The organism is Salinibacterium sp. UTAS2018 (assembly GCF_004118935.1).
GTDB lineage: Bacteria > Actinomycetota > Actinomycetes > Actinomycetales > Microbacteriaceae > Rhodoglobus.
Window position 1 is genome coordinate 20,729 of record NZ_CP035375.1, and the last position, 24,484, is coordinate 45,212.

Sequence of the window (24,484 nt, forward strand, 5' to 3'; positions counted from 1 at the left end):
CACTAAAACACGAACAAAGTCTCGCGCTAGTTGCTGCGTTGCGCGAATGCACTCTCGTACAGACACACCGACGCCGCGGTCGCGAGATTCATCGACTCCGCGTGGCCGTAGATGGGCACCGAAATAACCCAGTCGGCGAGCACATAGTGCTCATCCGTAAGGCCACGGGCTTCATTACCGAACAACCACGCTGACGGGTGGTTGAGCACACCTTCGTTGCGCGCAGCCAAGAGATCTCCGCCCTTGATGTCGGCGGCCAAAATACGCACGCCTTCACCTTTGACACGTTCAAGCACTTCTTCGAGCTCCGCCCCCACAGCGACAGGCACGTGGAAGAGCGATCCCGTGGTGGCGCGAACGACCTTGGGATTGTAAAGATCAACGCTGCGGCCAGTCAGGATGACTGCGTCAGCGCCAGCGGCATCCGCGGCTCGGATGATCGTGCCAGCGTTACCGGGATCGCGAACCTCCTCGAGGATCGCGATGAGCTTGGGGCCATCCGCAAGGATGTCCTTTAACGAGGTGGGGAATTGACGGCACACCGCGAGCACGCCCTGAGGCGTAACGGTGTCGGCCATTGTCTCGAGCACCTGCTCCGATACAAACTCAATTTCAACCCCCGCTTCCTCGGCGGCGCGAGCGATACCGCTGTGGCGCTCAAGGGCGGTGGGAGTGGCGTACAGCTCGACCAAGAGATCCGGACGAAACTCGAGAGCTTCGGAAACCGACTGCGGACCCTCTAAGAGAAAAAGCCCAGTCTCAGACCGGGCGCTCTTCTTAGCGAGTTTGGCTACTGCTCGTACGCGTGGAGAACGCGGGTTATCAATCACGCGTCAACCCTAAGCTTGCAGCCCCGTTAAACGGCTATCGGCACGCTGCGGGGACCAGATTGGCCTCTACAGCGTGCCGATTGCACGAATAGTTGTGCGGCTAGTTACGCAGCCGAACGGGGTGCCGACGTGTCAGCGGGCAGTGCAGCCTTAGCGGTTGCAACCAGCGAGGCGAACGTGGCGGGCTCGGTGACGGCGAGGTCAGCGAGGATACGACGGTCAACCTGAACTCCGGCCAGGTTCAAGCCCTGGATGAGACGGTTGTAGGTCAGTCCGTTGGCACGCGAAGCAGCGTTGATGCGCTGGATCCACAGGCGACGGAATTCACCCTTGCGGGCACGACGGTCGCGGTACGCGTAGACGAGCGAGTGAGTGACCTGCTCCTTGGCCTTACGGTACAGACGCGAACGCTGTCCGCGGTAACCCTTGGCGCGCTCGAGGATAACCCGGCGCTTCTTGTGAGCGTTTACCGCCCTTTTAACTCTTGCCATGATGTATTTCCTAAACCCTTACTTACCGAGAAGCTTCTTGATTGTCTTGGCGTCCTGCGGTGCAACAACCTGATCCTGGTTCAGCGCGCGCTTGCGCTTGCTGCTCTTGACCTCGAGGTTGTGTCGCATACCAGCCTGCTGCTTCATGACCTTGCCGCTACCGGTGACCTTGAAACGCTTCTTGGTGCCTGAGTGCGTCTTCTGCTTAGGCATCTTTCTCCTCTTTCTCTGGAACTTCTGCCTCACGAGGCTTTTTGTTAGCGACCTTGCGGGCCTCGGCTTCAGCCTTAGCTGTTGCCTTGGTCTTGTGTGGGCCAATGATCATGACCATGTTGCGGCCGTCAATGGTCGGAGTCGATTCGATTGCTCCGAACTCGGACACATCTTCGGCAAACTTCTGGAGCAAACGGACGCCCTGATCAGGACGTGACTGCTCACGACCACGGAACAAGATCATTGCTTTGACCTTGTCGCCGCCTGAAAGGAAACCTTCGGCACGTTTGCGCTTGGTTTCGTAGTCGTGCTTGTCGATCTTCAAACGGAAACGAACCTCTTTAAGGATCGTGTTCGTCTGATTACGACGAGCTTCTTTCGCCTTCTGCGCCTCTTCGTACTTGAACTTGCCGTAATCCATGATCTTGGCAACGGGAGGCTTGGAGCTGGGAGCAACCTCGACCAAATCAAGATCTGCCTCTTGGGCGAGTCTGAGGGCGACGTCGATAGCGACGACACCGACTTGTTCGCCACCGGGTCCGACAAGACGGACCTCAGGGACTCGGATTCGGTCGTTGGTACGGGGATCGCTGATGCGTGTTCTCCTTAGTTTTCGTGGTGCGTTGCGTAAACGCAGAGCGTTTCACAAACACAGTGTGGCGGATGCCATGGCACGAAAGAGGTTCGTCACGCAGCAATGCTGCATCACCCTTTAAAGCTGCTCAGCCGATATCCGGAACAATTCGCACAGTCAGAAATCTGATCATGCGTACTGCACCGCCAGCGGACTGTGCGGGGTGTAACTACCCGGTAACCTTGTATGCGGTTGACAGGTGGGAGAATCTCCACTTTCGTATCCGGGGCGAGCCCCGGGCCTGCATAAGGATAGCAGAGCGAACCCCAATTAGCGAAGGACATCATGAGCGAGCCCACCAATGAGGATTACAACGAACTTCGCGACATCTCAGAAGTACCCGCAGTTGAGGTAATCAATACCGTCGCGGTACACATGCTCAGCGCCGCCGCCGTAAAACTTGGCCTCTCCGACGGACCACACGCCGAGGCTGAAAAAGACCTCGACGAAGCGCGCAAGCTCATCAACGCTCTCGCCGGCTTTGTGACCGCTGCGGCTCCAGAGATCGGAAACCACCACGCTCGTCCACTTCGTGACGGTCTGCGTTCGGTGCAGCTCGCGTTCCGCGAAGCATCACGCTTCCCTGACGCTCCCGGCCAGGGGCCCGGCGAGAAGTACACCGGTCCCGTTAACTAGCCATGCTCGCCCAGTGGCTCTCGGGCCGCTGGGCGATTCAGCGTGATTGCCGTCGGCTAGATTGCTCGTCGACTCGGTTATCGGCGGGTGTGCAGCGCTACTCAGCTGCGGGAGCCCGCACGACTTGAATCGCGAGCGAATCGACTGATTCTGCGATGAGCTCGGACGAGCTCCAGCTCGTGCGAAGACGTTCCATGATGCCATCGAGAGCCTCACGATCAAGTCCCTCGCGCATAGCGATCTGCACGACCAATTCAGGGCCCTGAAGGCGGGCTCCGGGGTCCCCCGCAAGAAGCTGAACATCGACGACGTCGACTTCCTCAGCAGCAGATGCCGCGAACTCGTCCCGCACGTCTGTGCGCAAGAAGCTCGGTGTCCACTCGACTGACTGTGCAATTGCCCAGACAGCCGGACGACGGATGATGAACTCGCTATCACTCAGCGGGTCGATGATCACCAGGTCAGTATTTTCGCTCGCGGCCGCCAGCGCGACGCGGGTGCCCGCCGCCGGCACCGGCCGAGCATCCGGGTTCCACGTCTTCATCGCATCGACGGAACTAAATACCGGCAACACAGCGCGGCCATCGGGCCCGGTGACCGTCACGATCGACAGCTCTTGAGTCTTATCGACCGTGAGACCCTCGGTCGTTGTGCCGGTCTCCCCCGCCTTGGCGAGGAGCGGGATCAACAGACGCGAGGTACGTACTTGATCGACGACTTCGGTCTCGGTGGCGTCGCCGGCGTGAAAGCGAGTGATCGCGGCCATGAGCTCTTCGGGGGCGCGGCCGTCGTCATCCGGAGCAGGATTGGGCTCGAACGAGCGTCCTGCCCACGGAACACCGGCAGAGTCCGTTGCGTTCGATTCCGCTGTCATGGTTAGTGCGAGGAGACGTCGAGCGCTTCAGCGAGCGTGAAGGACTTGGCGTAGAGCGCCTTACCAATAATGGCTCCCTCAAGCCCCTGAGGAACGAGTTCACGCAGTTCGATGAGGTCGTCCAAGCTCGACACACCACCCGAAGCGATAACCGGGCGATGCGTGCGGTCCATGACCTGGCGAAGAAGTTCGAGATTCGGGCCCTGCAGCGTGCCGTCTTTTGTGACGTCAGTGACAACGTAGCGGCAGCATCCGGCGGACTCGAGGCGGTCGAGCACCGTCCAGATGTCGCCACCCTCTTGAGTCCAACCGCGGGCAGCGAGCGTCGTGCCCCGCACGTCGAGACCTACAGCGATTGCCTCGCCGTATTCGGCGATGACGTGAGCCGCCCACTCGGGGTTCTCCAACGCAGCCGTACCAAGGTTGATGCGCTTGGCGCCGGTGGCGAGAGCAGCTTCAAGCGATTCGTCGTCGCGAATGCCGCCCGACAGTTCGATGTTGACGCGCTTGGGCGTGGACTTGATGACCTTCTTGATCATCGCGTGGTTGTTGCCTCGGCCGAAAGCGGCGTCGAGGTCAACGAGGTGAATCCACTCGGCGCCCTGATCGACCCAGTCGTGGGCCGCCGCGCACGGGTCACCATAGCTCTTCTCCGTGCCAGCTTCGCCCTGCGTCAGACGCACAGCCTTGCCGTCGGCTACATCCACTGCAGGAAGCAGGGTAAGACCGGGGGTTTTGTTGAACTCGCTCATAGATACGCTCTCTCAAGACCTGACCGCGGAACGCCGCGCACAAGCATCCGATACTAGTGCACGGCGAACATCCGCAAAATCAGAGTGTCTTCAACCAGTTACTTAGAAGGGTGATTCCGGCGTGGCCGGACTTTTCGGGATGGAATTGAGTCGCCGTGAGCGGCCCGTTCTCGACCGCGGCCAAGAAGCGTCCTCCGTGGTCAGCCCAGGTGAGTTTTGGCTGCGGAAATGGTGGCTGAACGTCAAGTGTCCACTGCTGAGCAGCGTAGGAATGAACGAAGTAGAAACGCTCGTCTCGAACGGAATCGAATAACGTCGTGTCGTGAGGAGTCTCGACGGTATTCCACCCCATATGTGGCAAAACTGGCGCGGGTAACTTTTCTACAACACCCGGCCACTCATCGAGCCCCTCGGTCTGCACACCGTGTTCGTTGCCTGAGGCGAAGAGCACCTGCATGCCGACACAGATACCCAGGACGGGTCGACTACCGGTCAGGCGTTTCTCGATGATCGCACCACCCCGAACCGACTCAAGAGCCGACATGACGGCAGCAAAAGCCCCGACGCCGGGCACCAGAAGACCGTCTGCCGCTTCAGCAACCGACCGATCTGCGCTCAACCTGACGTTCGCGCCGGCCGCCTCGAGTGCTTTCGCCGCCGAGTGAACGTTTCCAGAACCGTAATCAAGAATGACAACAGAGGGAGCAGCCACTCTAGAGCGCACCCTTCGTGGAAGGGATGCCAGTGACACGAGCATCCGGCTCAACCGCGGCGCGCATCGCGCGCGCGAGAGCCTTGAACTCTGCTTCAGCAATGTGGTGCGGGTCCCGGCCGCCCAAAACAGTGACGTGGACAGTAATGCCCGCGTTGTAGCTGATCGCCTCAAAGACGTGCCGGACCATCGAACCAGTGAAGTGACCACCGATGAGGTGCATCTCAAAGCCGGCAGGCTCGCCGGTGTGCACAAGGTACGGGCGACCGGATACGTCGACGACCGCGCGCACGAGAGCTTCGTCAAGGGGCACGAGGGCGTCGCCATAGCGAGAGATTCCCGCCTTGCTCCCCAGAGCCTGCTTGATGGCGAGCCCCAAGGCGATACCGATGTCTTCCACCGTGTGGTGCACGTCGATGTGTGTGTCTCCGCTTGCCTTGACGGTGAGGTCGATCAGCGAGTGCTTAGAGAACGCCGTCAGCATGTGGTCGTAGAAAGGAACGGACGTGTCAATGGATGAGGTGCCAGTGCCGTCGAGGTTGATCGAAAGTTCGATGCTCGACTCGCTAGTTTCGCGCTTAATCGTCGCGGTGCGATCTGAAGTCATTACTCAACCCTACCCAGCGCTTGAAGGTCAGCCATCGCATCGAGGAACGCCGTTGTCTCTTCCGCAGTTCCGGCAGTCACGCGCAAGTGGTGCGGGATGCCCACATCGCGAATCAAAATGTCTTGAATGAGGAGTTTGTGGAATAGCGCTTGCGGGTCCTCGACTCCCCCAAACAGCACGAAGTTCGACTCGCTGGGCACTGGTGTGAAGCCCAGAGCCGACAGCCCGGCGCTCATTCGGTCACGCTGAGTCTTGATCTCGTCGACCATCGCGAGCATTTCCGGTGCGTGCGCTAGCGCCGCAACAGCCGCCGCTTGGGTGAGCGCGGACAAGTGATAGGGCAAGCGAACGAGGCGAAGCGCATCGGAAATGGCCGGGTCTGCTGCGAGGTAGCCCACGCGTGCTCCCGCGAAAGCGAATGCCTTGCTCATGGTGCGAGAAACGATGAGGCGCGGACGACCGTCGAGCAACGCGAGAGCTGATTCGCGGTCAGAGAACTCGGCATAGGCCTCATCCACGAGAATAATGCCGTCAGTCGCGTCGTACGCCGCGGCGATGGTGTCGTTACTCACCGGAGTACCCGTGGGGTTATTGGGCGAACACAAGAATACGACGTCTGGGGTGTGTTCGGCGATCGCCGCAACCACACTCTGTGGCGTGATGTCATAGCCCGGATCGCGCGGCGCGGTGACCCATTCGGTTCCGGTACCCGAGGCGATGATCGAGTGCATCGAGTAAGTAGGAGGGAATCCAAGTACCCGGCGCCCAGGGCCACCAAAGGCCTGCAGCGTTTGTTGCAGAACTTCGTTGGAGCCATTTGCGGCCCAGATGTTGTCCGCAGTGAGGCCGTGACCGAGGTATCCGGCTAGGGACTCACGCAGTTCGGTGAACTCACGGTCCGGGTAGCGGTTTGCATTCATCACCGCTGCCGCCAGAGCCATCACGATGTCAGTCGCGACAGCTTCTGGAATCGGATGCGTGTTCTCGTTGACATTGAGCTGAATACGCACGGGATCAGTCGGCGCACCGTACGGCTTGAGACCACGGAGGTCGTCACGAATGGGGAGATCAGAAAGCGAAGTCACTCATCAATGCTAGAGGAAGGCGGATGGGCCTGAAGCCGCACGGCTATTGATCAACACCGAGCTGTGCGCCCTTCGTCAGCGCACGCAAAATCTAATCTTGCTAACGAGAGAAGGTCGCCGGAATAGCGATCTCTTGGCCAGCGAAGATGTCGGCCGACGGAAGCTGGTTGAGCTTCACAAGCTGAGCAACCGCGTCGCGGGGATCCTGCTCTGGAGCGTGCTGCTCAGCAATGTTCCAGAGTGACTGCCCTGCTGCCACATCGACGTACACGAAAGCAGTGTCATCCGCGTCTAGCGTTGCTTCGGCCCCTCCACCGTCTAGGGAGAGAAGGAGTGCCGCAATAACAAACGGAGCGGCTGCAAGAGCCGTGAATACGATGCGACCGCGCCGAGTAAGGCGAAGACGTGGTGCGGACTGCCGCGCACGGACGACAGCGTTAGGTGCAATCACTGCAGTAGACATCATTCACTCCTCGAAGGGTTATCGCACCCGCCTCTCGGCCGGGAGAGGCGGGTGCGAAGCTGTGTTCCGAACATACATTCGAATAATTCGAATATCAAGTACATTTTCGAAGAAACCACCGACATTTGTTTCAGACACTCGAACAAATGTTTGGTTTTGGCTTCTCCTGCGGATAAAGTTTCGAATGAGCCACTGACATTGGAATCGTTACTGGCAGAAAATGAGGACTCGTGACTGACGCAACAGCCCGCCCCGACGATGCTTCTGAACGCGGAACGCGGCGGCGAACAAGCCTGAGCGCCAAGCAGCAAGCGATCCTCGAAATGATTCAGCGCTCGGTCGCGAGCCAGGGATATCCGCCGAGCATGCGAGAGATCGGCGACGCTGTCGGCCTCTCTTCGCTGTCGAGCGTGACTCACCAGCTCAACCAGCTCGAGCTGAGCGGCTACGTGCGGCGGGACCCGAATCGCCCCCGTGCGATTGAAGTACTGATCGACGTGCCGAGTGCTGTTGACGAATCCAGCACCATCAGCCCGTCAATGGGTGACGCGGCGATGGTCCCCCTGGTGGGTCGCATCGCCGCCGGTATCCCCATCACCGCGGAGCAACACGTAGAAGAGGTCTTTCCACTCCCCCGTCAGCTCGTAGGCAAGGGCGAGCTTTTCATGCTGAAGGTCGTGGGAGACTCGATGATCGACGCTGCAATCTGCGATGGTGACTGGGTTGTGGTTCGCCAGCAGCAAACTGCGGAGAACGGCGACATCGTGGCAGCAATGCTCGACGAAGAAGCCACCGTCAAGGTGTTCCGCCAGCGCGACGGCCATACGTGGCTTTTGCCCCGCAACTCTAACTTCGAGCCGATTCTGGGTGACTATGCTCAGGTGCTCGGCAAGGTCGTTACGGTACTTCGCGCGCTCTGAACCGATCGCCAAACGCTACACACTCATACCGCGCTGACATCGTCGGCGACGAGTCGTTCGGTGACGGCGACATCGGCGCGGCCAGCTCCGCGGTTTAGCCCTGCGCGTGTAGGACTAAACCGCGGCCAGTGTTATACCTCAGCGGTGACGAATTCTTCGATTTCCGGCACACGCGCGGGGTGCACGAGTGCCGTTACCAGCGTTCCGTCCTCGCGATAGTCGGTTGAGATCACTCGGCCCTGCACGTGCAGGCGAGAAATGACCTCGCCGCGGTCGTACGGCACGAGCAGCGTTACTTCGACTTCTGGCTTGGGCAACAGTTCGGAGATGCGGTCGTTGAGTTCGTCGATGCCCTCGCCGGAGCGTGCCGATACAAAGATGCCGGTAGGTTCAAGACCGCGAATTACCAAACGTTGGTCGTCATCCGCAAGATCGCTCTTGTTGAAGACGACAATCTCTGGAATGTCGCGGGCACCCAACTCACCAATTACGTCGCGCACGGTAGCAAGTTGCGCGCCAGGATCGGGATGCGAGGCGTCGACGACGTGCACGATCACGTCGGCCTGCCCCACTTCCTCCAGCGTCGAACGGAACGCCTCCACGAGCTGATGAGGGAGGTTGCGCACAAACCCGACGGTGTCGCTCAGAGTGAAGAGGCGCCCGTCTGCGGTCGTCGACTTGCGAACAGTGGCATCCAGAGTCGCGAACAGTGCGTTCTCGACGAGCACGCCCGCCTTGGTCATGCGGTTGAGCAGACTCGACTTGCCCGCGTTGGTGTATCCAGCGATCGCAACGCTCGGAACCTCGAACCGGTCACGGTTGGCGCGCTTCGCTTCTCGCGCCGGAGCAAAGCTCTTGATCTGCTTGCGCAAACGGGCCATACGGGTGTGAATGTGACGACGGTCGAGTTCGATCTTCGTCTCACCAGGACCACGGCTACCCATACCCGCGCCGGCGCCACCGACCTGACCACCAGCTTGGCGGGACATCGATTCACCCCAACCGCGCAGTCGGGGCAACAGGTATTCGAGTTGGGCAAGCTCTACTTGGGCCTTGCCCTCGCGGCTCGTGGCGTGCTGGCTGAAGATATCGAGGATGACGGCAGTACGGTCGATGACCTTCACACCGACGACGTCTTCCAGCGCGCGCCGTTGGCTTGGTGCGAGCTCAGTGTCGGCAATCACGGTATCGGCGCCCGTCGCGGCTACGACGTCCTTCAGTTCGCGCGCTTTGCCCTTGCCGAGATATGTACTCGGGTCGGGGTGGCTGCGACGCTGCAGGAGGCCGTCAAGCACCACAGCACCCGCAGTCTCAGCAAGAGCCGAGAGCTCACGGATGGAGTTCTCGGCATCGCGAAGATTGCCCTGGCCATAAATGCCAATGAGCACAACGTTCTCGATGCGCAACTGTCGGTATTCAACCTCGGTGACATCGTCAAGTTCGGTCGAGAGCCCGGCAACGCGCTTAAGCGCATGGCGGTCATCGCGATCGAACTGGTCGCCATCGCGGTCGGCTTCATAGTGGGCATCCGACTGCAACGCTTGCGCGCCGGAATTGCCAAGCCCCGCGGCTCCGAACCGCTTAACAGCGGCATGATCGGAGCCTTCGCTCGCTAGAACACGGTCGACCGAACGCTCGGCGTCGTCGCCGTTATTGGCCTCGATACTGGTTTCTGTCGTGTTTCGCGTCATTTGGGTTAACCCTACTTGTCTAGTTTTCGGTAAGTTCTGTGCATGGCCAACGAGCATTACTTCTCGTCATCACCCGAGAGTGATCTCAAGTTGCGGACGATTCACGCGACCATTGCTGGTGTTGAGCGTGAACTTGTCACATCAAATGGGATCTTCAGCCCCGAACGCATCGACGCTGGAACGAAAGTTCTGCTGTCGAATGTGCCGGCGCCTCCTCCGGGAGGAAACCTGCTTGACCTCGGTTGCGGCTGGGGACCAATGGCGCTCACCCTTGCCCTCGAGTCACCTCATGCAACGGTGTGGGCGGTGGACGTCAACGAGCGCGCACTGGATCTTGTGCGGGCTAACGCCGAGAAATTGTCCATACCCAACATTAACGCGGTTCTGCCCGCAGATGTTCCCGAAGACATAACATTTATGTCTATTTGGTCGAACCCGCCGATTCGCGTGGGCAAGAACGAACTCCACAACATTCTGCAGACGTGGCTGCCACGCCTCGAATACGATGCTGATGCCTGGCTCGTCGTACAAAAGAACCTCGGATCAGATTCCCTTCAGCGGTGGATGGAAGCGACCTTCCCGGCGAGCTTCACCTTCACTCGCGCTGCCACCAACAAGGGCTATCGCGTGTTGCGGGCGCGTCACCACGCCGATAACGACTAGCTCGCGCTCAGAGGCGGCGCTTAACCGAACGGCATCGGCTCACCGCTAGCGTGTCCACGGTCGGGCTGAATTGCCCGCCCTGCACATCGAGAGGCCCTTCAACAGCCGCGTGAGGCTCGCTAAGCGAGTTCTAGCGTGCCCGTGAACACGAGCTCGGCCGGACCGCTCAAAGAGACGTGCTCGCCGTCTTCGGTCGGGAACATTCGAACAACGACGGTGCCGCCAGGTACCGTGACACGCCATTGGTGGGGTGCGCCGCGTCCGGCATAGTGGCGAATAGCAAGCGCCGCCGCTACCGCGCCCGTTCCGCACGACAACGTTTCACCGCTGCCACGCTCATGCACTCGCATCCGGATCGAACCAACGCCGTCTTTCACGAGCGGTTCGGCCGGCACAACGAATTCGACGTTGGCACCGTGCTCGGGTACGGGGTCGATGACGGGGATGAAGTTGAGATCGACGCCGTCGAGCTCGGCTTCTTCGGCCAGAGCCACTACGACGTGGGGATTACCGACGTTAATGCCGAGGCCAGGTCGCGCCACCTCGAGCTCCTTGGCGCGCACAAGTGGCTCGCCACCGTCAAGCATCCAGCGCCCCATGTCCACCTGATAGCCGGCCATATTCTTCTGCACGTCACGAACACCACTTCGCGTACCAATCGGCAGCGTGTCGCCCGGCGCGAAATCGACGAGCCCTTCAGAAGCAAGGTATTCCGCATATACACGGATGCCGTTGCCACACATCTCGGAGATACTGCCGTCTGCATTGTGGTAATCCATGAACCACTCGGCATCAGCGTCTTCGGCAAGCGCCGCTGCTCCGGCCTCAAGGCTGCGGGAGCGCACAGCTCGGATCACGCCGTCGGCGCCCACCCCAAAACGTCGATCACAGATCGCCGCAACCTGCTGCGGAGAGAGCGTGATCTCGCCATCAGGATCAGTGAAGAGTACGAAGTCGTTGCCAGTTCCCTGACCTTTGGTGAAATTAAGCGTCGCCATGCGATCCATTCTCCCTCATCACGATCGTCAGAGCGCGTGCAGCTCGATCTGGATCGTCGTAGGCCAACCAGTGGGATTGTTCGTATCGCTTGAACCAGCCCACTTGGCGGCGAGCGTAACGGCGTGTGAGCGCCGCGGTCTGCTCGATAGCCTCGGCTTCGGAGAGCCCACCGTCAAGCTGCTCGATCGCCTGCGCGTAGCCGATCGCGCGCGCCGCCGTGACGCCGAGGCCCTTGTCGCGAAGACCACGGACCTCGTCGAGCAGACCGGCATCCCACATCTGCTGCACCCGCCGGTTGAGCCGCTGCACAAGTTCGTCACGCGGAGCGATGAGGCCAAAGATATGCGCCGGTGTCCAGAGCTTTGTCTCCTCGGGCAGGCCCGCGCCGAAGGGCTCCCCCGTGATCTCGATCACTTCGAGCGCTCGGACGATACGGCGGCCGTTGCTAGCGCCGATGGACTGTGCGGCCGCTGGGTCCACGGCTTGGAGCTTCTGAAAGAGAAGGCCGATGCCATCGCGCTCGAGCTCGGCTTCTAGCCGCGCCCGCACTTCGGCGTCCCGTGCGGGAAACTGAAAATCATGGATGACGCTCGAGACGTAGAGCCCTGATCCGCCGACCATGATCGGCACCCGCCCCGCACTCTGAATTTGAGTAACGAGTTGTCGAGCATCCACTTGGTACTGAGCGACGCTGGCGTCGTCAGTGGGGTCAAGGACATCGAGCATGTGGTGCGGGACGCCGCGGCGATCTTCTAGCGGAAGCTTGGCTGTGCCGATGTTCATACCGCGATACAGCTGCATCGCATCGGCGTTGATTATCTCAGCGGGAACACCGCGGCTCATCACAGCTTCGGCGATGTCGAGCGAAAGCTCGGACTTGCCTGTTCCTGTCGCGCCTACGACGACGACGAGGGATGGAGTGCTGCCGATACCCATCTGCGGATTAGCGCAGCGAGTCGCTGGGATCGTAGATTGGCGTCGTAGCGACGCGAATCGTGGGAAGACCCAGCGAGACGCGTGGTGCAGCGTCGCCCGCGGTCGCGGTGCTCGGGACGCCGCAGGATGCCGCCTCGGCACGATCCCACGCATCCCCGGCGCGAGTACGGCGGATGTTGAGCTGACCACCAGTGACCGTGTCTGCAACGAGGTGGAATGCTGCGGCTTCAGTGACTGTCACGGTGACGACGTCGCCCGGACGCGGAATCGCACTGCCTTCGGGCACGTTGAAATGGACGAGACGGGAGTCTTCAGCGCGGCCCGACAGTCGCGATGTCTCCGCCTGCTTCCGGCCCTCAGCGGCAGTGACCATAACTTTTAGCGTGCGGCCGATCTGCTCATCGTTCTCCTCACGGGAGATGCGATCTTGCAGGGCTGCGAGTCGCTCGAAACGCTCTTGCACTACCTCTTTAGGAATCTGATCGTCCATCGTCGCTGCCGGAGTGCCGGGACGAATCGAGTACTGGAACGTGTATGCGGAGGCGAACCGTGATTCTTCGACAACACGAAGGGTGTCTTGGAAATCCTCCTCCGTCTCGCCCGGGAAACCCACAATGATGTCGGTAGTGATGGCTGCATCCGGCATTTGGGCGCGAACCCGTTCGAGGATGCCCAAAAACTTGGTCGACCGGTAGCTGCGACGCATGGCCTTGAGGATGCGGTCGGAGCCGGACTGCAGCGGCATGTGCAGCTGAGGCATGACGTTCGGGGTCTCGGCCATCGCGTCGATCACGTCATCGGTGAATGCTGCCGGATGCGGGCTGGTGAATCGAACGCGCTCGAGGCCCTCAATCGAACCTGTCGCCCGAAGCAGCTTGCTGAACGCTTGCCGGTCACCGAACTCAACGCCGTAAGAGTTCACGTTTTGCCCGAGAAGGGTTACTTCGGTCGCGCCGTCATCAACCACCGCTTGCACTTCAGCGAGAATCTCGCCGGGCCGACGGTCTTTCTCCTTGCCCCGGAGAGTGGGAACGATGCAAAAGGTGCAGGTATTGTTGCAGCCGACCGAGATGGAGACCCACGCGCTGTGGGTCGACTCCCGACGAGTCGGAAGCGTTGAGGGGAAGACGTCTAGAGATTCAAGAATCTCCAGCTGAGCTTCTTCGTTGTGACGCGCCCGTTCGAGGAGCGTGGGCAGAGAGCCCATGTTGTGGGTACCGAATACAACATCGACCCAGGGCGCCTTTTCGAGGATGACACCTTGGTCTTTTTGAGCGAGGCATCCACCGACGGCAATTTGCATGCCTTCGTGTTCTTTCTTGACGCTCGCGAGCATGCCGAGATTGCCGTAGAGCTTGTTGTCAGCGTTTTCGCGGACTGCGCACGTGTTGATAACGACGACGTCGGCTTGACCCTCAGCGGCGCGAATGTAGCCGGCAGCTTCGAGGGAGCCACTGAGGCGCTCGGAGTCGTGCACATTCATCTGGCATCCATAGGTGCGCACTTCGTAGCTACGCGGCCTCGCCAGTTTCTCGTCAATCATGTGTTCCACCTTAAGCCTCCACGGATGCGGAGCTTGACGAGGACTAGCGAAATGTGGGCCCGTTAGATGATCCGCCGGAGGCGAGAGCGGCGTTCACCGCTGCAGAGACTATCGACCCTGAGTATCCTCGGCGCATCAAAAATCCGCTCAGGCGTCGTTTGGCCGTGACGCTGTCGAGCGAACGCAACTGCGGTGCACGCTTGAACGCCAGTTCATTAGCTCGCTCTTGCTCGTCATCTCGCTCAAAATCGACGACAACGTCGATGTGCTCTTGATCAATTTTGCGGCGGCGCAACTCTGCCGTGATGGCGGAAGCGCCAAGACCTTTGCGCTCACGCAGGGTGCGCGTGAGCGTTTCGGCGAGGGCAGCATCGTCGAGTAGCGCGGAACCTTCGAGACGTTCGATCTCGGCGTCGATTTCGTCGCTTTCGAATTCTCGGGTACCCAAAAACTGCGTCATTTCCTGGGAAGACATGCCCCTTCGGGCGAGCGCACGCATGCTCACCCTGCTGATTTCCGAAAAACCGTCCCGCGCTTCTCGACGGGCGGACCGAGACGAGCCCGTACCCTGCGAGACGGAGCTCTCAGAGCCTTCCGCGGCCAGTTCGGTGCCACTTTCGCGCGCGGCGCTGTCGACGTCGTCGTGGGCGCGACTACGCGCTGGCTCAAAGTCGCGCATTGTGGGCAGTGCCCGCACGGGGCTGATCGATGCAACCGGAGCGAGTGACGCTGCGGGAACAGCATCGAGGTCGCGGGCGTCGTAAGGCGAAGGTTCAACTGGCGCTTCCTTTGCCCAGCCGTCGTCTTCGGTCACGACATGGGCGCTGCTAGTGCTCGTGCCGCCGACGTTCTCCGACGACGGCTCCATCGCAGCCGCGTCAGGCTGAGCTGCTGGTGCCCTATCGCCAAAAAGGTTAATGACGGGGGCGATGTAGTCGTCGTCGGAGTTGGTCATGGCGTTTTCTACTGCCCGGAGGCCTTCTTGAGCGGCGCAGCAGCGGTCTTGCTCGCTACTGGCAGCGTGGGACCGTCAGCTTTGGGAGCCGCTTTCGCTGCCTTTTCTGCGGCAGCGGCCGTTTCTGCGGCAACCTTGGCCTCAAGTGCGTTCGCAGCCTTGGCCTCGGCACCAACGCCGAGCTTGCGCATGATGCGCTGTTCGATCTCGAGCGCAATCTTGGGGTTCTGAATGAGGAACGCGCGCGACTTCTCTTTACCCTGGCCAAGTTGGTCACCCTCGTAGGTGTACCAGGCGCCGGACTTACGTACGATTTCGTGGTCAACACCGAAGTCGATGAGGCTACCCTCGCGAGAGATGCCGATTCCGTACAGAATGTCGAACTCTGCCTGCTTGAAGGGCGGAGCCATCTTGTTCTTGACGACCTTGACACGCGTGCGGTTACCCACCGCATCCGTACCGTCTTTCAGCGTTTCGATACGACGAATGTCGAGGCGCACAGACGCGTAGAACTTGAGCGCCTTACCGCCGGCAGTGGTCTCGGGGCTACCGAAGAAGACACCGATCTTTTCACGCAACTGGTTAATAAAGATCATGGTCGTATTGGTCTGGCTGAGACCACCGGTGAGCTTGCGCAGCGCCTGCGACATGAGGCGCGCCTGAAGACCCACGTGGGTGTCACCCATCTCGCCCTCGATTTCTGCGCGAGGAACCAGCGCGGCGACCGAGTCAATAACGATCAAATCGATCGATCCACTTCGAACGAGCATGTCGGCGATCTCAAGCGCCTGCTCTCCAGTATCAGGCTGCGAAACAAGAAGCGCGTCGATGTCTACACCCAGTTTGGCGGCGTACTCGGGGTCGAGAGCGTGCTCGGCGTCGATGAACGCTGCGATGCCTCCGTTGCGTTGTGCATTAGCAATGGCGTGGAGCGTGAGCGTGGTCTTACCCGAAGACTCCGGACCGTAGATCTCAACGATTCGGCCGCGCGGAAGGCCGCCCGTGCCGAGTGCAACGTCGAGAGCGATCGAGCCGGTAGGGATAACCTCGACCGGAGCGCGCTCGTCGCTGCCGAGGCGCATGACTGAGCCCTTGCCGAATTGACGGTCAATCTGAGCGAGAGCGGTCTCGAGGGACTTCTCGCGGTCTGCTGCTGATGGCATTATTTTCTCCATTGGTCGTAGGTTGCTGCCCATAGGCTGTCGCGATTCGTGCGGACCGATGATGCAAGGCCCGCAGCCCCCCGACAAAGGCTGTGTTGCTAATGCCACGCTACGTGCAGGCTCTGACATTGCAGGACTACGACGGGCGTAACGCATCCATCTGAGGTATTCGAAAGGATGTTAGGGAGAAGACTAACAATATCGAACATATCTTCGAACCCGCCACGCGGGGCGAGGTGAGTTACTTCTTGGGCTCGCGCTGACCAACGCCGTACCGACGATCGGGCGCAACATCCATCGCATCGCATAGAGCTGCCCACACCTGCTTGGCTGGGACGCCGCGCGAGAGGGCTTGAGAGGCGGTAACCCCGCCAACAGAACCAAGCACTTGGTCATTCACGAGCACGCGACCGTAAGCCTCTCCGAACTCGTCAGAAACAGCCAGCCAGAACTCACTCAGTCGCATTCCACCAGCCTACGTGCGCCAGCCTGCGACCGAATGCACGAATGCCCCACTCCACACCGGAACGGGGCATCTGACGTGCTGGGTTAGCGCGTAACCAAGTTGGAATCGAATTCTGCGACGAGCTCGTCGGGCAGAGTATCGGGGATTGTGTTGGCACCTTCGATGACAGCGAGTCGATCTCCGACTTCACGCATGATCACCGAGATAGGTGTATCGAGAGCTTCAGCTACCGAGGCAAGAATTTCAGAGCTGGCTTCTTTTTGACCACGCTCTACTTCACTGAGGTAACCGAGCGCAACGCTCGCCTTGCTTGCGACCTGTCGAAGGGTGCGTCCCTTTTGCAAGCGGAAGTCACGGAGAACGTCACCGATTTCTTGACGAACTAGAACCATTGGACACTCCCTTTCTGACTGAATCGTGCGACCAGATACTTCTGGATAGCCAAGACTACAGCCACTTATATGTTGAGAACTCTAGCTGCTCCACACTGGAGAAGCCTTGTGAATTCTCTTACTGTAACCGCACCGAAACGTAAGATATTCCCGCCGTCAGGGCGATTTTGTGACCAGTTATGGGGCAGTCATCACGCCTTGCGGCCGCAGCTACTTTCTGCAGACCGTACGCGATAGCTCGCTAGACCGACCTAATCCTCCGAGGTGAGGTAGTCGTACAGACACTGAAGCGCCGCCTCGACGGCCTGCTGACGGATTTCATGGCGATCCCCCGTGAAGTGGAAGTCACGCGTCTCGACGAAGCCCGTAGCAGCGAAGCCGATGAACACGGTTCCCGGCTCCTTGCCCTCGTGCGGCCCAGGACCGGCAACACCCGTCGTGGCCAGGCCGAAGTATGCCTGCTGGTCGCCCACGCCGAGAATATCGCGCGCCCCCATAGCCATGTGGGCGGCAACATCCGGATAAACAGTGCCGTGAATCGCTAGAAGACTCGCGTCGACCCCCAGAACCTGATGCTTGATGGCCGTGTTGTAGGCAACGACGGAACCGTTCAATACGGCGGAGGCGCCGGGAACGGCGACGAGTGACGCGCAGAGCAAGCCGCCGGTAAGCGACTCTGCAAGCGCCAGCGTAAGGCGTTGTTCGGTGAGAATCGCCACAATCTTTGTAGCGAGCTCTTCAGTAGTCACGAGAGAAGGGTCACACTCCTGGAGTCGTATTTACTGGCTTGGATGCACGGGTGTGGCGCCAGGCTAGCCACAAATATTCAATGCCGGTGTAGACCGTCAGCACGACCGCGATCGCCATGACCGACCAGTTGAGCCACAATACCCACGTTCCGAGCACAGTAAACAGCGGGACAAGGAATAACGAGATCGCGACAGCCTGGAGCACGGTTTTGAGCTTGCCGCCCCGCGAGGCTGGCACCACGACCTTGGAGAGCACCGCAAAGCGATAAATCGTGATGCCGAATTCACGAACCAAAATGAGAATCGTGACCCACCACGGCAACTCGCCCAAAATGGAGAGCGCTACGAGGGCGCCGCCCGTGAGCACCTTGTCGGCAATCGGGTCGAGAATGATGCCCACGTTAGTGATCAAATTGCGACCACGTGCCAAATGACCATCAACCGCGTCTGTGACTATCGCAACGATGAAAAGCGCCGCAGCGATGTAGCGGATGGGGCCCATCTCGCCGTTATCGAGCAGCAGTAGCCAAATAAATAGCGGCGCCATGAAGATACGCACAACCGTGATGATGTTGGCAATATTGCCGTTGGATGCGGGCGAATCGCCTCGGCGAAGCACACGCCCACGCATCGAGTAGCCGTGAACTACAGGTGGAGTGGACTCCGAAATAGGTTGTTCACCCACGCGATCACTCCCGATCGGTCAAATTCCAAGCATCCTCGTCTGAGGAGCTTTCTACTTCATCGTATCCGCTGAGTGACTCAGCTACCGCGTCAACCGGTGCCGGATCGTCTTCGCCGCGCAGTCGAGCGAGCACGGCCGGGAGCTGTTCGGCAGACACCAGAACATCGCGAGCCTTCGACCCCTCGGAGGGGCCGACGATCTCTCGAGACTCCAACAGGTCCATGAGACGACCGGCCTTGGCAAAGCCAACCCGAAGCTTGCGCTGGAGCATCGACGTCGAGCCGAACTGAGTGCTGACGATGAGCTCTGTGGCGGCGAGAAGTACATCCAAGTCATCACCGATGTCGGCATCGATCTGCTTCTTTTCAGCGACAACCGTGACATCGTTGCGATACTCAGGCTGAGCTTGAGCGATCACGTGCTGCACGATCTCGGCAATCTCGCTCTCGGGCACCCACGCACCCTGAACACGAATGGCCTTCGATGCTCCCATGGGCAAGAAGAGCGCATCGCCCTGACCAATGAGTTTGTCGGCGCCTGGCTGATCGAGGATGACGCGAGAGTCGGTCATGCTCGATACCGCGAAGGCGAGTCGCGAAGGCACGTTGGCCTTGATCAGACCAGTCACGACATCCACGCTGGGGCGTTGGGTGGCCAGCACAAGGTGGATTCCCGAGGCGCGCGCCAGCTGAGTGATGCGCACGATCGAGTCTTCAACGTCACGCGGCGCGACCATCATGAGGTCGGCGAGCTCATCGACGACGATCAAAAGATACGGGTACGGCTTGAGCTTGCGTTGGCTGCCTTCGGGGAGCTTGATCTCATCGGCGATGACAGCGCGGTTGAAGTCGTCAATGTGCCGATAGCCGAAGCTGGCAAGGTCGTCGTACCGCATATCCATCTCTTTCACGACCCAGGCGAGGGCTTCGGCAGCCTTCTTCGGATTCGTGATGATGGGCGTGATGAGGTGAGGTACCCCGGCGTAGATAGAAAGCTCAACGCGCTTGGGGTCGATGAGCACCATGCGTACTTCCGCAGGCTTAGCGCGCATCAATACCGAGGTGATCATTGAGTTGACGAAGCTCGATTTACCAGATCCGGTCGACCCCGCCACCAACAAGTGAGGCATCTTGGCGAGGTTGGCTACGACGAAACCGCCCTCGACATCCTTACCAAGACCAATAGTCATGGGGTGCTCGCTCTTGGTGCTTGCGCTCGAGCGCAAAACGTCGCCTAAGGAGACGATTTCACGATCCTTATTCGGGATCTCTACACCGATAGCGCTCTTGCCCGGGATGGGCGACAAGATGTTGACCTCGTTGCTGGCGACGGCGTAGCTAATGTTGCGGGCAAGAGCTGTGACACGCTCGACCTTGACACCCGGGCCGAGTTCGAGCTCGTAGCGAGTGACCGAGGGGCCGCGGCTGAATCCGGTAACGGTGGCATCGACACTGAACTGCTTGAGGACTTCAGTGATGGCAGCGACGACCTCGTCGTTGGCTGCTGAACGCGACTTTGGCGGTGTTCCGGCCGAAAGCATAGACGCCTGAGGTAGGCGGTACGTCATGTTCGACTGCTGCGGCGTAGTTTCGTGCGGACCGTCGAATTCGCCGGCGTTACCCTTTTCGCTCGCCTTGGTGGTGAAACCGGGGAGGATGCCAGGGCCGTCGTCACGAACACCGGTGGCGGGAGCATCCACTTCACCGGTCGCATACTTCTTCACAGCGTCTTCGGCCTTGAGCAGATCTTCGAGCAGCTCGACCCCGAATTCTTCCTCTTTCTTCGTGAGGTCTTTCGCTGCAGGCGGCGGCGTGGGCCGGGCCTTGGGCACAGGGTCCACAACCTCGGTGGAGCTTTCTCGTCCAACAACCGGGCTGTCGAAGGCCTTGTCCTCTGTCGGGTGCGACTTGTTGCGACGCCACCACGGCAGCGACTCGGTGTCGTGCGCATCTAGTCCGATATCAGTCAGCGACCCGAACTGAACCGAATCAGTGTTGCCGGAACCCGCACGCAACTTTGCAGCCGCACGCTCTTCGTCAGTTTGCAGCTGAGCACCGAAGAGATACGCGTAGAGCTCGCGAAGGCGCGATCCAAGGCGGTTCGGCGGTGTCTTCGTAATGATGAAGAGTGAGAGCACGAGCAGGAATACGATGATGGGCACTGCGAGCCACATCCCACCAAGCCACAGCAGCGGATTCGCGAGAAGCCACCCAAAGACTCCCCCGGCTCGCGCAATCAGTTCGGCGCCTTCTGCCGGATGCGGCTGACCGGTATACACGTGGCACAACGCCGCCACCGTGACAATGAGAATGCTTAGGCCGATGCCGATGCGGCCATTGTCATGCACGCTCGACGGATGCCGGAACATCCACACGGCAAGCAGCAACAGAATGACAGGGAGCGCGAAAGCAACGCGGCCAACGAGACCGCCGAACGTGTAGGCATCCAGAGCGATGGCGACGGAGTCGGTCGGATTGAACCATTCCACGACCGCGCCGACGATGGCGAGCAAAAAGAACAAGAACGGCACGCCGTCGCGACGTTCGTCTTTCGTGAGTTCCTCGCGCCCGAAGACACGGAACGCTCCACCCACCATGTGAGCGAGTGCAAGCCACAATTTTGTCAATGGACCCTCGGGCTCGACCGGAGGCTGCTTGCCCCGCGGAAGCCGCTTCGTGGCTTGGGTCTTAGTAGCCGCATTCTTGGCGCGCGGTTTCGACGCACCCGAGCGCGAGGTCGACGTTGTACGCGTAGCCATAATTCAACGCTACCTGCGGCCTCTGTCAGAGCGACGCAGCGACACTCATCGCGCCGCGCTATAGCCGGCGGAGCGAGAGCGCTGCTGCTTCGACACAGCCAACGGTAAGAGCAGTCACCGCCCCCACGCACTAATAGCGAATCGCGTCAATGACCTTAACTTTCACAGCCACGAGGGCTGGAGTTAGCCCGGCAAGCACTCCTACCGCCGCAGAAGCACCGAGAGCAAGCAACGCCGCTTCTAACGGGAAAGGTGGGAGGTCTTGCACGCCCGGAGCAATGAGATTCTGCACCGCCGGATTCTGAACGATCGCGATCGCCACCGAAACCCCGATGACACCCGCGGCTACGGTCGCCACGACACTCTCCATCATTACCGCAAAGAAAACACGACTAGCGGTGGCACCGAATGCTCGCCGAACGCCAATTTCACGCACTCTATATTTGACGGTCACGAGTGAAATGTTGACCAACCCAAGCGCGCCAAGCACGAGGATGAGCCCGGCGATTCCACCCACCACCCACTGCAACGGCTCGAGCGGATCGGGACCACCCCACGCCCGATAGTCGCTGCGATTCAATTCAGAACGCCATCCCTCGCCGAAATCTACCGTCACATCTCGCGCGATCAATTGCTCCAGTTGTGCTGATTGCTCTTCGGGAACCCAGAGTTCGTAGTTGAGATTGCTTTCTTGAGAGTCGCCAGCGCCCACTAACGCGGTGAAGGGCTCCGCGAGCATCGTGAAACTCAGGCCGCTTGGGTACGGCTCCGGCGCCAGCACCCCGACGACAACGGCGGTGATGCTGGCATCCGCTTCAAGCTCAATGGTGGGGTGAGTCCTCACGTCGGGGCGCCCAAGCGCTTCGTAGAAGACGTCGTTCACGACGACCGCAGGTGCGAGCCGCTGTTGATCGGCGTCGGTCAGCCAGCGGCCGGTGCTCAGTTCAACTCGATGCATAACGCCATAAGCCGCGCTGACCCCTTGAACCGCGGAGTACTGCCGCCCATTGACCAGATTGACCGCCACGCTCCCGGCAAAACGAGGCGTGGCGTGGGAGATTTGATATCGCTCAATCACGGTAGTCATGTGCGCCACGAATTCTTCAGTAGTCGCTCGATCCTGTCCGCTCTCCATTGATGGTGGGTAGACGGAAATAGTGGCCGGCCTGCCACCGGAACGTTCGCTCTGTTCTGTCTGCGCTTGACCGAATACTGCACCGGCTCCCACGACTGTGGCGAGGGCGCACACCGCCACCCCAATGCCGATCAAGCTCAACAGGACCCTCGTGCGATTGATACGCACCTCATCCCATGCCTCGACGACCGAGCCCACGAGAGAACTGAGCCAGGAATGTCGCGACTCGTCTCGTGGCGCGGGCATCGTCGTCGATATGGGGGACGGCGTCACATGCTCGACAGCCGCTGCTGTCTTTTTCTTTCGACGCCACCACCTCATAGCGCTGCCTCGGGAAGACTCGTGGCGAGGATCCGGCGCACATCGATGGATTGAAGAACGCCATCATCGAGCCGGTAGTGTCTGCGCGCGAGTGCGGCAACAGTGGGATCGTGCGTAATCGTAATGAGCGCAGCGCCTGATTGTTCTGCCACGTCATCGAGTAGCGCCATGACTGTCTTTCCTGTTTCCACATCGAGAGCTCCCGTGGGCTCGTCAGCGAGAATCAGGCGCGGGCTGCGTACCAGAGCACGCGCGATAGCAACGCGCTGCTGCTCGCCGCCAGACAGCTTGTCGGGCATGGAGGACATCCGGTCTCCCAAGCCGACACGTTCGAGCATGTCGCTCGCGAGTGCCCGGCGTCGCCAGAATTGGCTACCGGACGCATAGAGCAGTGGAGTCATTACGTTTTCGAGAGCGGTTCGCCCCGCGAGCAGATTGAACTGCTGAAAGATGAACCCCACATCCCGGCCCCGTTTACGGTCCCTTTTACTTCCCGAAAGCTTTTCCAGCGGTTCGCCATCGAACGCGATACTGCCGGTCGAGGGGTTGTCAATGAGTCCCAGTAAATTGAGGAGCGTGGACTTTCCGGACCCCGACCGTCCGACGATGCTGAGGTGGTCGCCGACTTCGACATCAAGGTCGATTCCCTTGAGGATGTCCAGCCGTGAAAAATCCGGGAGTTCAACAGAACGCGTGACCCCCTGCAGGGAGAGTAGGGGCATTAGAAGCACACCACTTCATCGTTCTCCTGATAGCAGTTATCGGGAAGGACTTCCGGAGCCTCGGCCCCGGGAACGAACTGCAGAATCGTATCGCCCTCGTCGAGGCCTGAGACGACTTCAACGTTGATGCCGTCGTTCAGGCCCAGTGTTACTTCGCGAAGTTCAGAAGTTCCATCGGGCAGCACGATATACACGTTGCCAGAGAGTGCGGTTCCCTCGACAGCCGTTATCGGCACAATGAGCACGTCCTCAGCAACACCGCCCGCGATCGTGATCTCGGCGGTAAGACCCGGGAACACGACCACGTCCTTCGGCACCGTACACGAGACGCTGGGGCCGGATGTCGCTTCCGCCGCAGAATCGCTTTCTTCAGCGAAAGAGATGGCAAGCTTCGTGCAGGTAAAGGGCGCCGGGCCGCCGTTGATAGCGACGCTCGCGTCTTTCGGGCGGTCAATGAGGCGGTAGAGCTGTTCTGAAGGCACCGTTCCACTAACGATGTAGGTGGGCGGCGCAACGCCGCCTACAGGCGATCCCACTTGGAATGATGAACCGACAAGGGCCGTGAAGTCAGTGAGCTTTCCCGTTGCCGGCGCCTCAACGATCTTCCACTGAGTACCCGCCGTACCGTCAGAGTTCATAACGTCAGCGCGAAGTTTGAGAATCTCCTCGCCCTTCTTGACGGACTGTCCCGACGACACCGCGACTTCTCGAACTTCACCGGACAGCGTTGCGGGAATCGGAACGGTCGCCGCTGGGGCAATGCTGCCGCTGAGCGAGACATCGTTGCGGATCGTGCCCGTGACCACCTCGTAGTGCGGTTCCTCGATCGCCACCGTCGGAAACTCGAGATCGTCGGCTTTCAGCGCATCGCCAAAGAAGGCGAATTTAACCAATGCTGCAGCGATAACGCTAAAAATAACCATCCAGATAATGGGGAAAACCCATCTGCGCGCAACACCCATGGAGTCTCCGAATCCGATTGTTCCCGACCCGCACAGCCGAGCAATCTTCACATCACATCACCAAAGTGGGAGAAAAACAAGCGTGACGCGGCCTCTGTTCTCCCCCACTGTGTCGCGCTGACCCCCG

At 60.0% G+C, this 24,484-nt stretch carries 27 protein-coding genes; 3 read left to right on the forward strand and 24 right to left on the reverse strand.

The features are described 5' to 3' along the window. Positions 1 to 26: 26 nt before the first annotated feature. The 4 genes from ESZ53_RS00105 to infC all read right to left on the reverse strand — a co-directional run bounded on the left by ESZ53_RS00105 (position 27) and on the right by infC (position 2,129). Positions 27 to 830 (reverse strand): RNA methyltransferase, encoded by an 804-nt coding sequence (locus tag ESZ53_RS00105; RefSeq protein WP_129070972.1) that lies wholly within the window; start codon positions 828 to 830, stop codon positions 27 to 29. Between the two features lie 104 nt (positions 831 to 934). After that, positions 935 to 1,321, reverse strand: a complete 387-nt coding sequence (gene rplT, locus ESZ53_RS00110) for a 50S ribosomal protein L20 (RefSeq protein ID WP_009771944.1) — start codon at positions 1,319 to 1,321, stop codon at positions 935 to 937. Between the two features lie 18 nt (positions 1,322 to 1,339). Further along, a complete protein-coding gene (rpmI, locus tag ESZ53_RS00115) occupies positions 1,340 to 1,534 on the reverse strand; it encodes a 50S ribosomal protein L35 (protein WP_129070973.1) in 195 nt (64 codons plus the stop codon). Beyond that, positions 1,527 to 2,129, reverse strand: coding sequence for a translation initiation factor IF-3 (infC, locus tag ESZ53_RS00120; protein ID WP_129070974.1), 603 nt, complete (start codon positions 2,127 to 2,129; stop codon positions 1,527 to 1,529). The genes rpmI and infC overlap by 8 nt, the downstream gene beginning before the upstream one ends. Before the next feature lie 324 nt (positions 2,130 to 2,453). Between infC and ESZ53_RS00125 the strand changes: the two genes are divergently transcribed. Continuing rightward, complete coding sequence (locus ESZ53_RS00125) at positions 2,454 to 2,804, forward strand: DUF1844 domain-containing protein (protein WP_129070975.1); 351 nt, start codon at positions 2,454 to 2,456, stop codon at positions 2,802 to 2,804. Positions 2,805 to 2,901: 97 nt separating this feature from the next. On the opposite strand, the gene ESZ53_RS00130 is transcribed toward ESZ53_RS00125, so the two are convergent. From ESZ53_RS00130 to ESZ53_RS00155, 6 genes are all read right to left on the reverse strand, one after another. Continuing rightward, complete coding sequence (locus ESZ53_RS00130) at positions 2,902 to 3,678, reverse strand: SseB family protein (RefSeq protein ID WP_129070976.1); 777 nt, start codon at positions 3,676 to 3,678, stop codon at positions 2,902 to 2,904. A 2-nt stretch (positions 3,679 to 3,680) separates the two neighbouring features. After that, entirely contained in the window at positions 3,681 to 4,430 is a 750-nt protein-coding gene (gene priA, locus ESZ53_RS00135; RefSeq protein WP_129070977.1) for a bifunctional 1-(5-phosphoribosyl)-5-((5-phosphoribosylamino)methylideneamino)imidazole-4-carboxamide isomerase/phosphoribosylanthranilate isomerase PriA, read from the reverse strand. A 79-nt stretch (positions 4,431 to 4,509) separates the two neighbouring features. Beyond that, positions 4,510 to 5,187 (reverse strand): imidazole glycerol phosphate synthase subunit HisH, encoded by a 678-nt coding sequence (hisH, locus tag ESZ53_RS00140; RefSeq protein WP_168187162.1) that lies wholly within the window; start codon positions 5,185 to 5,187, stop codon positions 4,510 to 4,512. Next, positions 5,144 to 5,749 carry an imidazoleglycerol-phosphate dehydratase HisB gene (gene hisB, locus ESZ53_RS00145; RefSeq protein WP_129070979.1) on the reverse strand — a complete coding sequence of 202 codons (606 nt, stop codon included), beginning with the start codon at positions 5,747 to 5,749 and terminating at the stop codon, positions 5,144 to 5,146. Before hisB ends, hisH begins: the two co-directional genes overlap by 44 nt. Next, on the reverse strand, positions 5,749 to 6,834 hold the full coding sequence (locus ESZ53_RS00150; protein ID WP_129070980.1) for a histidinol-phosphate transaminase: 1,086 nt from the start codon (positions 6,832 to 6,834) through the stop codon (positions 5,749 to 5,751). Before ESZ53_RS00150 ends, hisB begins: the two co-directional genes overlap by 1 nt. Positions 6,835 to 6,934: 100 nt before the next feature. Then, entirely contained in the window at positions 6,935 to 7,300 is a 366-nt protein-coding gene (locus ESZ53_RS00155; protein WP_246837335.1) for a LysM peptidoglycan-binding domain-containing protein, read from the reverse strand. A gap of 227 nt (positions 7,301 to 7,527) precedes the next feature. On the opposite strand from ESZ53_RS00155, the gene lexA reads away from it, so the two are divergent. Next, entirely contained in the window at positions 7,528 to 8,217 is a 690-nt protein-coding gene (lexA, locus tag ESZ53_RS00160; RefSeq protein ID WP_129070981.1) for a transcriptional repressor LexA, read from the forward strand. Between the two features lie 131 nt (positions 8,218 to 8,348). On the opposite strand, the gene hflX is transcribed toward lexA, so the two are convergent. Continuing rightward, positions 8,349 to 9,908, reverse strand: a complete 1,560-nt coding sequence (hflX, locus tag ESZ53_RS00165) for a GTPase HflX (protein WP_129070982.1) — start codon at positions 9,906 to 9,908, stop codon at positions 8,349 to 8,351. Positions 9,909 to 9,950: 42 nt separating this feature from the next. On the opposite strand from hflX, the gene ESZ53_RS00170 reads away from it, so the two are divergent. Beyond that, positions 9,951 to 10,571, forward strand: a complete 621-nt coding sequence (locus ESZ53_RS00170) for a class I SAM-dependent methyltransferase (protein ID WP_168187163.1) — start codon at positions 9,951 to 9,953, stop codon at positions 10,569 to 10,571. A gap of 119 nt (positions 10,572 to 10,690) precedes the next feature. Here the strand turns inward: ESZ53_RS00170 and dapF are convergent, their stop codons facing one another. From dapF to ESZ53_RS00235, 13 genes are all read right to left on the reverse strand, one after another. Next, positions 10,691 to 11,569: a diaminopimelate epimerase gene (gene dapF / locus ESZ53_RS00175; RefSeq protein ID WP_129070983.1), complete on the reverse strand. Its 879-nt coding sequence runs from the start codon at positions 11,567 to 11,569 to the stop codon at positions 10,691 to 10,693. Then, the gene (miaA, locus tag ESZ53_RS00180) at positions 11,556 to 12,506 is read right to left on the reverse strand and encodes a tRNA (adenosine(37)-N6)-dimethylallyltransferase MiaA (RefSeq protein WP_129070984.1); all 951 of its coding nucleotides are present in this window, start codon (positions 12,504 to 12,506) and stop codon (positions 11,556 to 11,558) included. Before miaA ends, dapF begins: the two co-directional genes overlap by 14 nt. A 7-nt stretch (positions 12,507 to 12,513) precedes the next feature. Then, positions 12,514 to 14,049, reverse strand: a complete 1,536-nt coding sequence (miaB, locus tag ESZ53_RS00185) for a tRNA (N6-isopentenyl adenosine(37)-C2)-methylthiotransferase MiaB (protein WP_129070985.1) — start codon at positions 14,047 to 14,049, stop codon at positions 12,514 to 12,516. A 43-nt stretch (positions 14,050 to 14,092) separates the two neighbouring features. Next, complete coding sequence (locus ESZ53_RS00190; RefSeq protein WP_129070986.1) at positions 14,093 to 15,004, reverse strand: regulatory protein RecX; 912 nt, start codon at positions 15,002 to 15,004, stop codon at positions 14,093 to 14,095. 8 nt (positions 15,005 to 15,012) lie between these two features. Then, positions 15,013 to 16,167 (reverse strand): recombinase RecA, encoded by a 1,155-nt coding sequence (recA, locus tag ESZ53_RS00195; RefSeq protein ID WP_129070987.1) that lies wholly within the window; start codon positions 16,165 to 16,167, stop codon positions 15,013 to 15,015. Between the two features lie 241 nt (positions 16,168 to 16,408). Next, the gene (locus ESZ53_RS00200; protein WP_129070988.1) at positions 16,409 to 16,633 is read right to left on the reverse strand and encodes a DUF3046 domain-containing protein; all 225 of its coding nucleotides are present in this window, start codon (positions 16,631 to 16,633) and stop codon (positions 16,409 to 16,411) included. Positions 16,634 to 16,716: 83 nt separating this feature from the next. Continuing rightward, on the reverse strand, positions 16,717 to 17,025 hold the full coding sequence (locus tag ESZ53_RS00205) for a helix-turn-helix domain-containing protein (RefSeq protein WP_129070989.1): 309 nt from the start codon (positions 17,023 to 17,025) through the stop codon (positions 16,717 to 16,719). Between the two features lie 251 nt (positions 17,026 to 17,276). Next, on the reverse strand, positions 17,277 to 17,774 hold the full coding sequence (locus tag ESZ53_RS00210) for a CinA family protein (RefSeq protein ID WP_129070990.1): 498 nt from the start codon (positions 17,772 to 17,774) through the stop codon (positions 17,277 to 17,279). A 10-nt stretch (positions 17,775 to 17,784) separates the two neighbouring features. Continuing rightward, on the reverse strand, positions 17,785 to 18,459 hold the full coding sequence (pgsA, locus tag ESZ53_RS00215; protein ID WP_129070991.1) for a CDP-diacylglycerol--glycerol-3-phosphate 3-phosphatidyltransferase: 675 nt from the start codon (positions 18,457 to 18,459) through the stop codon (positions 17,785 to 17,787). Between the two features lie 4 nt (positions 18,460 to 18,463). Next, a complete protein-coding gene (locus ESZ53_RS00220) occupies positions 18,464 to 21,217 on the reverse strand; it encodes a DNA translocase FtsK (protein ID WP_129070992.1) in 2,754 nt (917 codons plus the stop codon). Positions 21,218 to 21,347: 130 nt separating this feature from the next. Continuing rightward, complete coding sequence (locus ESZ53_RS00225; RefSeq protein ID WP_129070993.1) at positions 21,348 to 22,598, reverse strand: ABC transporter permease; 1,251 nt, start codon at positions 22,596 to 22,598, stop codon at positions 21,348 to 21,350. 71 nt (positions 22,599 to 22,669) lie between these two features. Further along, positions 22,670 to 23,395, reverse strand: a complete 726-nt coding sequence (locus ESZ53_RS00230) for an ABC transporter ATP-binding protein (RefSeq protein WP_129070994.1) — start codon at positions 23,393 to 23,395, stop codon at positions 22,670 to 22,672. Next, the gene (locus tag ESZ53_RS00235; RefSeq protein ID WP_210403814.1) at positions 23,395 to 24,318 is read right to left on the reverse strand and encodes an efflux RND transporter periplasmic adaptor subunit; all 924 of its coding nucleotides are present in this window, start codon (positions 24,316 to 24,318) and stop codon (positions 23,395 to 23,397) included. The genes ESZ53_RS00230 and ESZ53_RS00235 overlap by 1 nt, the downstream gene beginning before the upstream one ends. Positions 24,319 to 24,484: the final 166 nt, after the last annotated feature.

Excerpts from the sequence above, each read along its gene's own strand:
- rplT (WP_009771944.1), bottom strand. The coding sequence starts at position 1,321 with ATGGCAAGAGTTAAAAGGGCGGTAAACGCTCACAAGAAGCGCCGGGTT.
- rpmI (WP_129070973.1), bottom strand. The coding sequence starts at position 1,534 with ATGCCTAAGCAGAAGACGCACTCAGGCACCAAGAAGCGTTTCAAGGTC.
- ESZ53_RS00125 (WP_129070975.1), top strand. The coding sequence starts at position 2,454 with ATGAGCGAGCCCACCAATGAGGATTACAACGAACTTCGCGACATCTCA.
- ESZ53_RS00130 (WP_129070976.1), bottom strand. The coding sequence starts at position 3,678 with ATGACAGCGGAATCGAACGCAACGGACTCTGCCGGTGTTCCGTGGGCA.
- priA (WP_129070977.1), bottom strand. The coding sequence starts at position 4,430 with ATGAGCGAGTTCAACAAAACCCCCGGTCTTACCCTGCTTCCTGCAGTG.
- hisH (WP_168187162.1), bottom strand. The coding sequence starts at position 5,187 with ATGCTCGTGTCACTGGCATCCCTTCCACGAAGGGTGCGCTCTAGAGTG.
- hisB (WP_129070979.1), bottom strand. The coding sequence starts at position 5,749 with ATGACTTCAGATCGCACCGCGACGATTAAGCGCGAAACTAGCGAGTCG.
- ESZ53_RS00155 (WP_246837335.1), bottom strand. The coding sequence starts at position 7,300 with ATGATGTCTACTGCAGTGATTGCACCTAACGCTGTCGTCCGTGCGCGG.
- hflX (WP_129070982.1), bottom strand. The coding sequence starts at position 9,908 with ATGACGCGAAACACGACAGAAACCAGTATCGAGGCCAATAACGGCGAC.
- ESZ53_RS00170 (WP_168187163.1), top strand. The coding sequence starts at position 9,951 with ATGGCCAACGAGCATTACTTCTCGTCATCACCCGAGAGTGATCTCAAG.
- dapF (WP_129070983.1), bottom strand. The coding sequence starts at position 11,569 with ATGGCGACGCTTAATTTCACCAAAGGTCAGGGAACTGGCAACGACTTC.
- miaA (WP_129070984.1), bottom strand. The coding sequence starts at position 12,506 with ATGGGTATCGGCAGCACTCCATCCCTCGTCGTCGTCGTAGGCGCGACA.
- miaB (WP_129070985.1), bottom strand. The coding sequence starts at position 14,049 with ATGATTGACGAGAAACTGGCGAGGCCGCGTAGCTACGAAGTGCGCACC.
- ESZ53_RS00190 (WP_129070986.1), bottom strand. The coding sequence starts at position 15,004 with ATGACCAACTCCGACGACGACTACATCGCCCCCGTCATTAACCTTTTT.
- recA (WP_129070987.1), bottom strand. The coding sequence starts at position 16,167 with ATGCCATCAGCAGCAGACCGCGAGAAGTCCCTCGAGACCGCTCTCGCT.
- ESZ53_RS00200 (WP_129070988.1), bottom strand. The coding sequence starts at position 16,633 with ATGCGACTGAGTGAGTTCTGGCTGGCTGTTTCTGACGAGTTCGGAGAG.
- ESZ53_RS00205 (WP_129070989.1), bottom strand. The coding sequence starts at position 17,025 with ATGGTTCTAGTTCGTCAAGAAATCGGTGACGTTCTCCGTGACTTCCGC.
- ESZ53_RS00220 (WP_129070992.1), bottom strand. The coding sequence starts at position 21,217 with ATGGCTACGCGTACAACGTCGACCTCGCGCTCGGGTGCGTCGAAACCG.
- ESZ53_RS00225 (WP_129070993.1), bottom strand. The coding sequence starts at position 22,598 with ATGCCCGCGCCACGAGACGAGTCGCGACATTCCTGGCTCAGTTCTCTC.
- ESZ53_RS00230 (WP_129070994.1), bottom strand. The coding sequence starts at position 23,395 with ATGCCCCTACTCTCCCTGCAGGGGGTCACGCGTTCTGTTGAACTCCCG.
- ESZ53_RS00235 (WP_210403814.1), bottom strand. The coding sequence starts at position 24,318 with ATGGTTATTTTTAGCGTTATCGCTGCAGCATTGGTTAAATTCGCCTTC.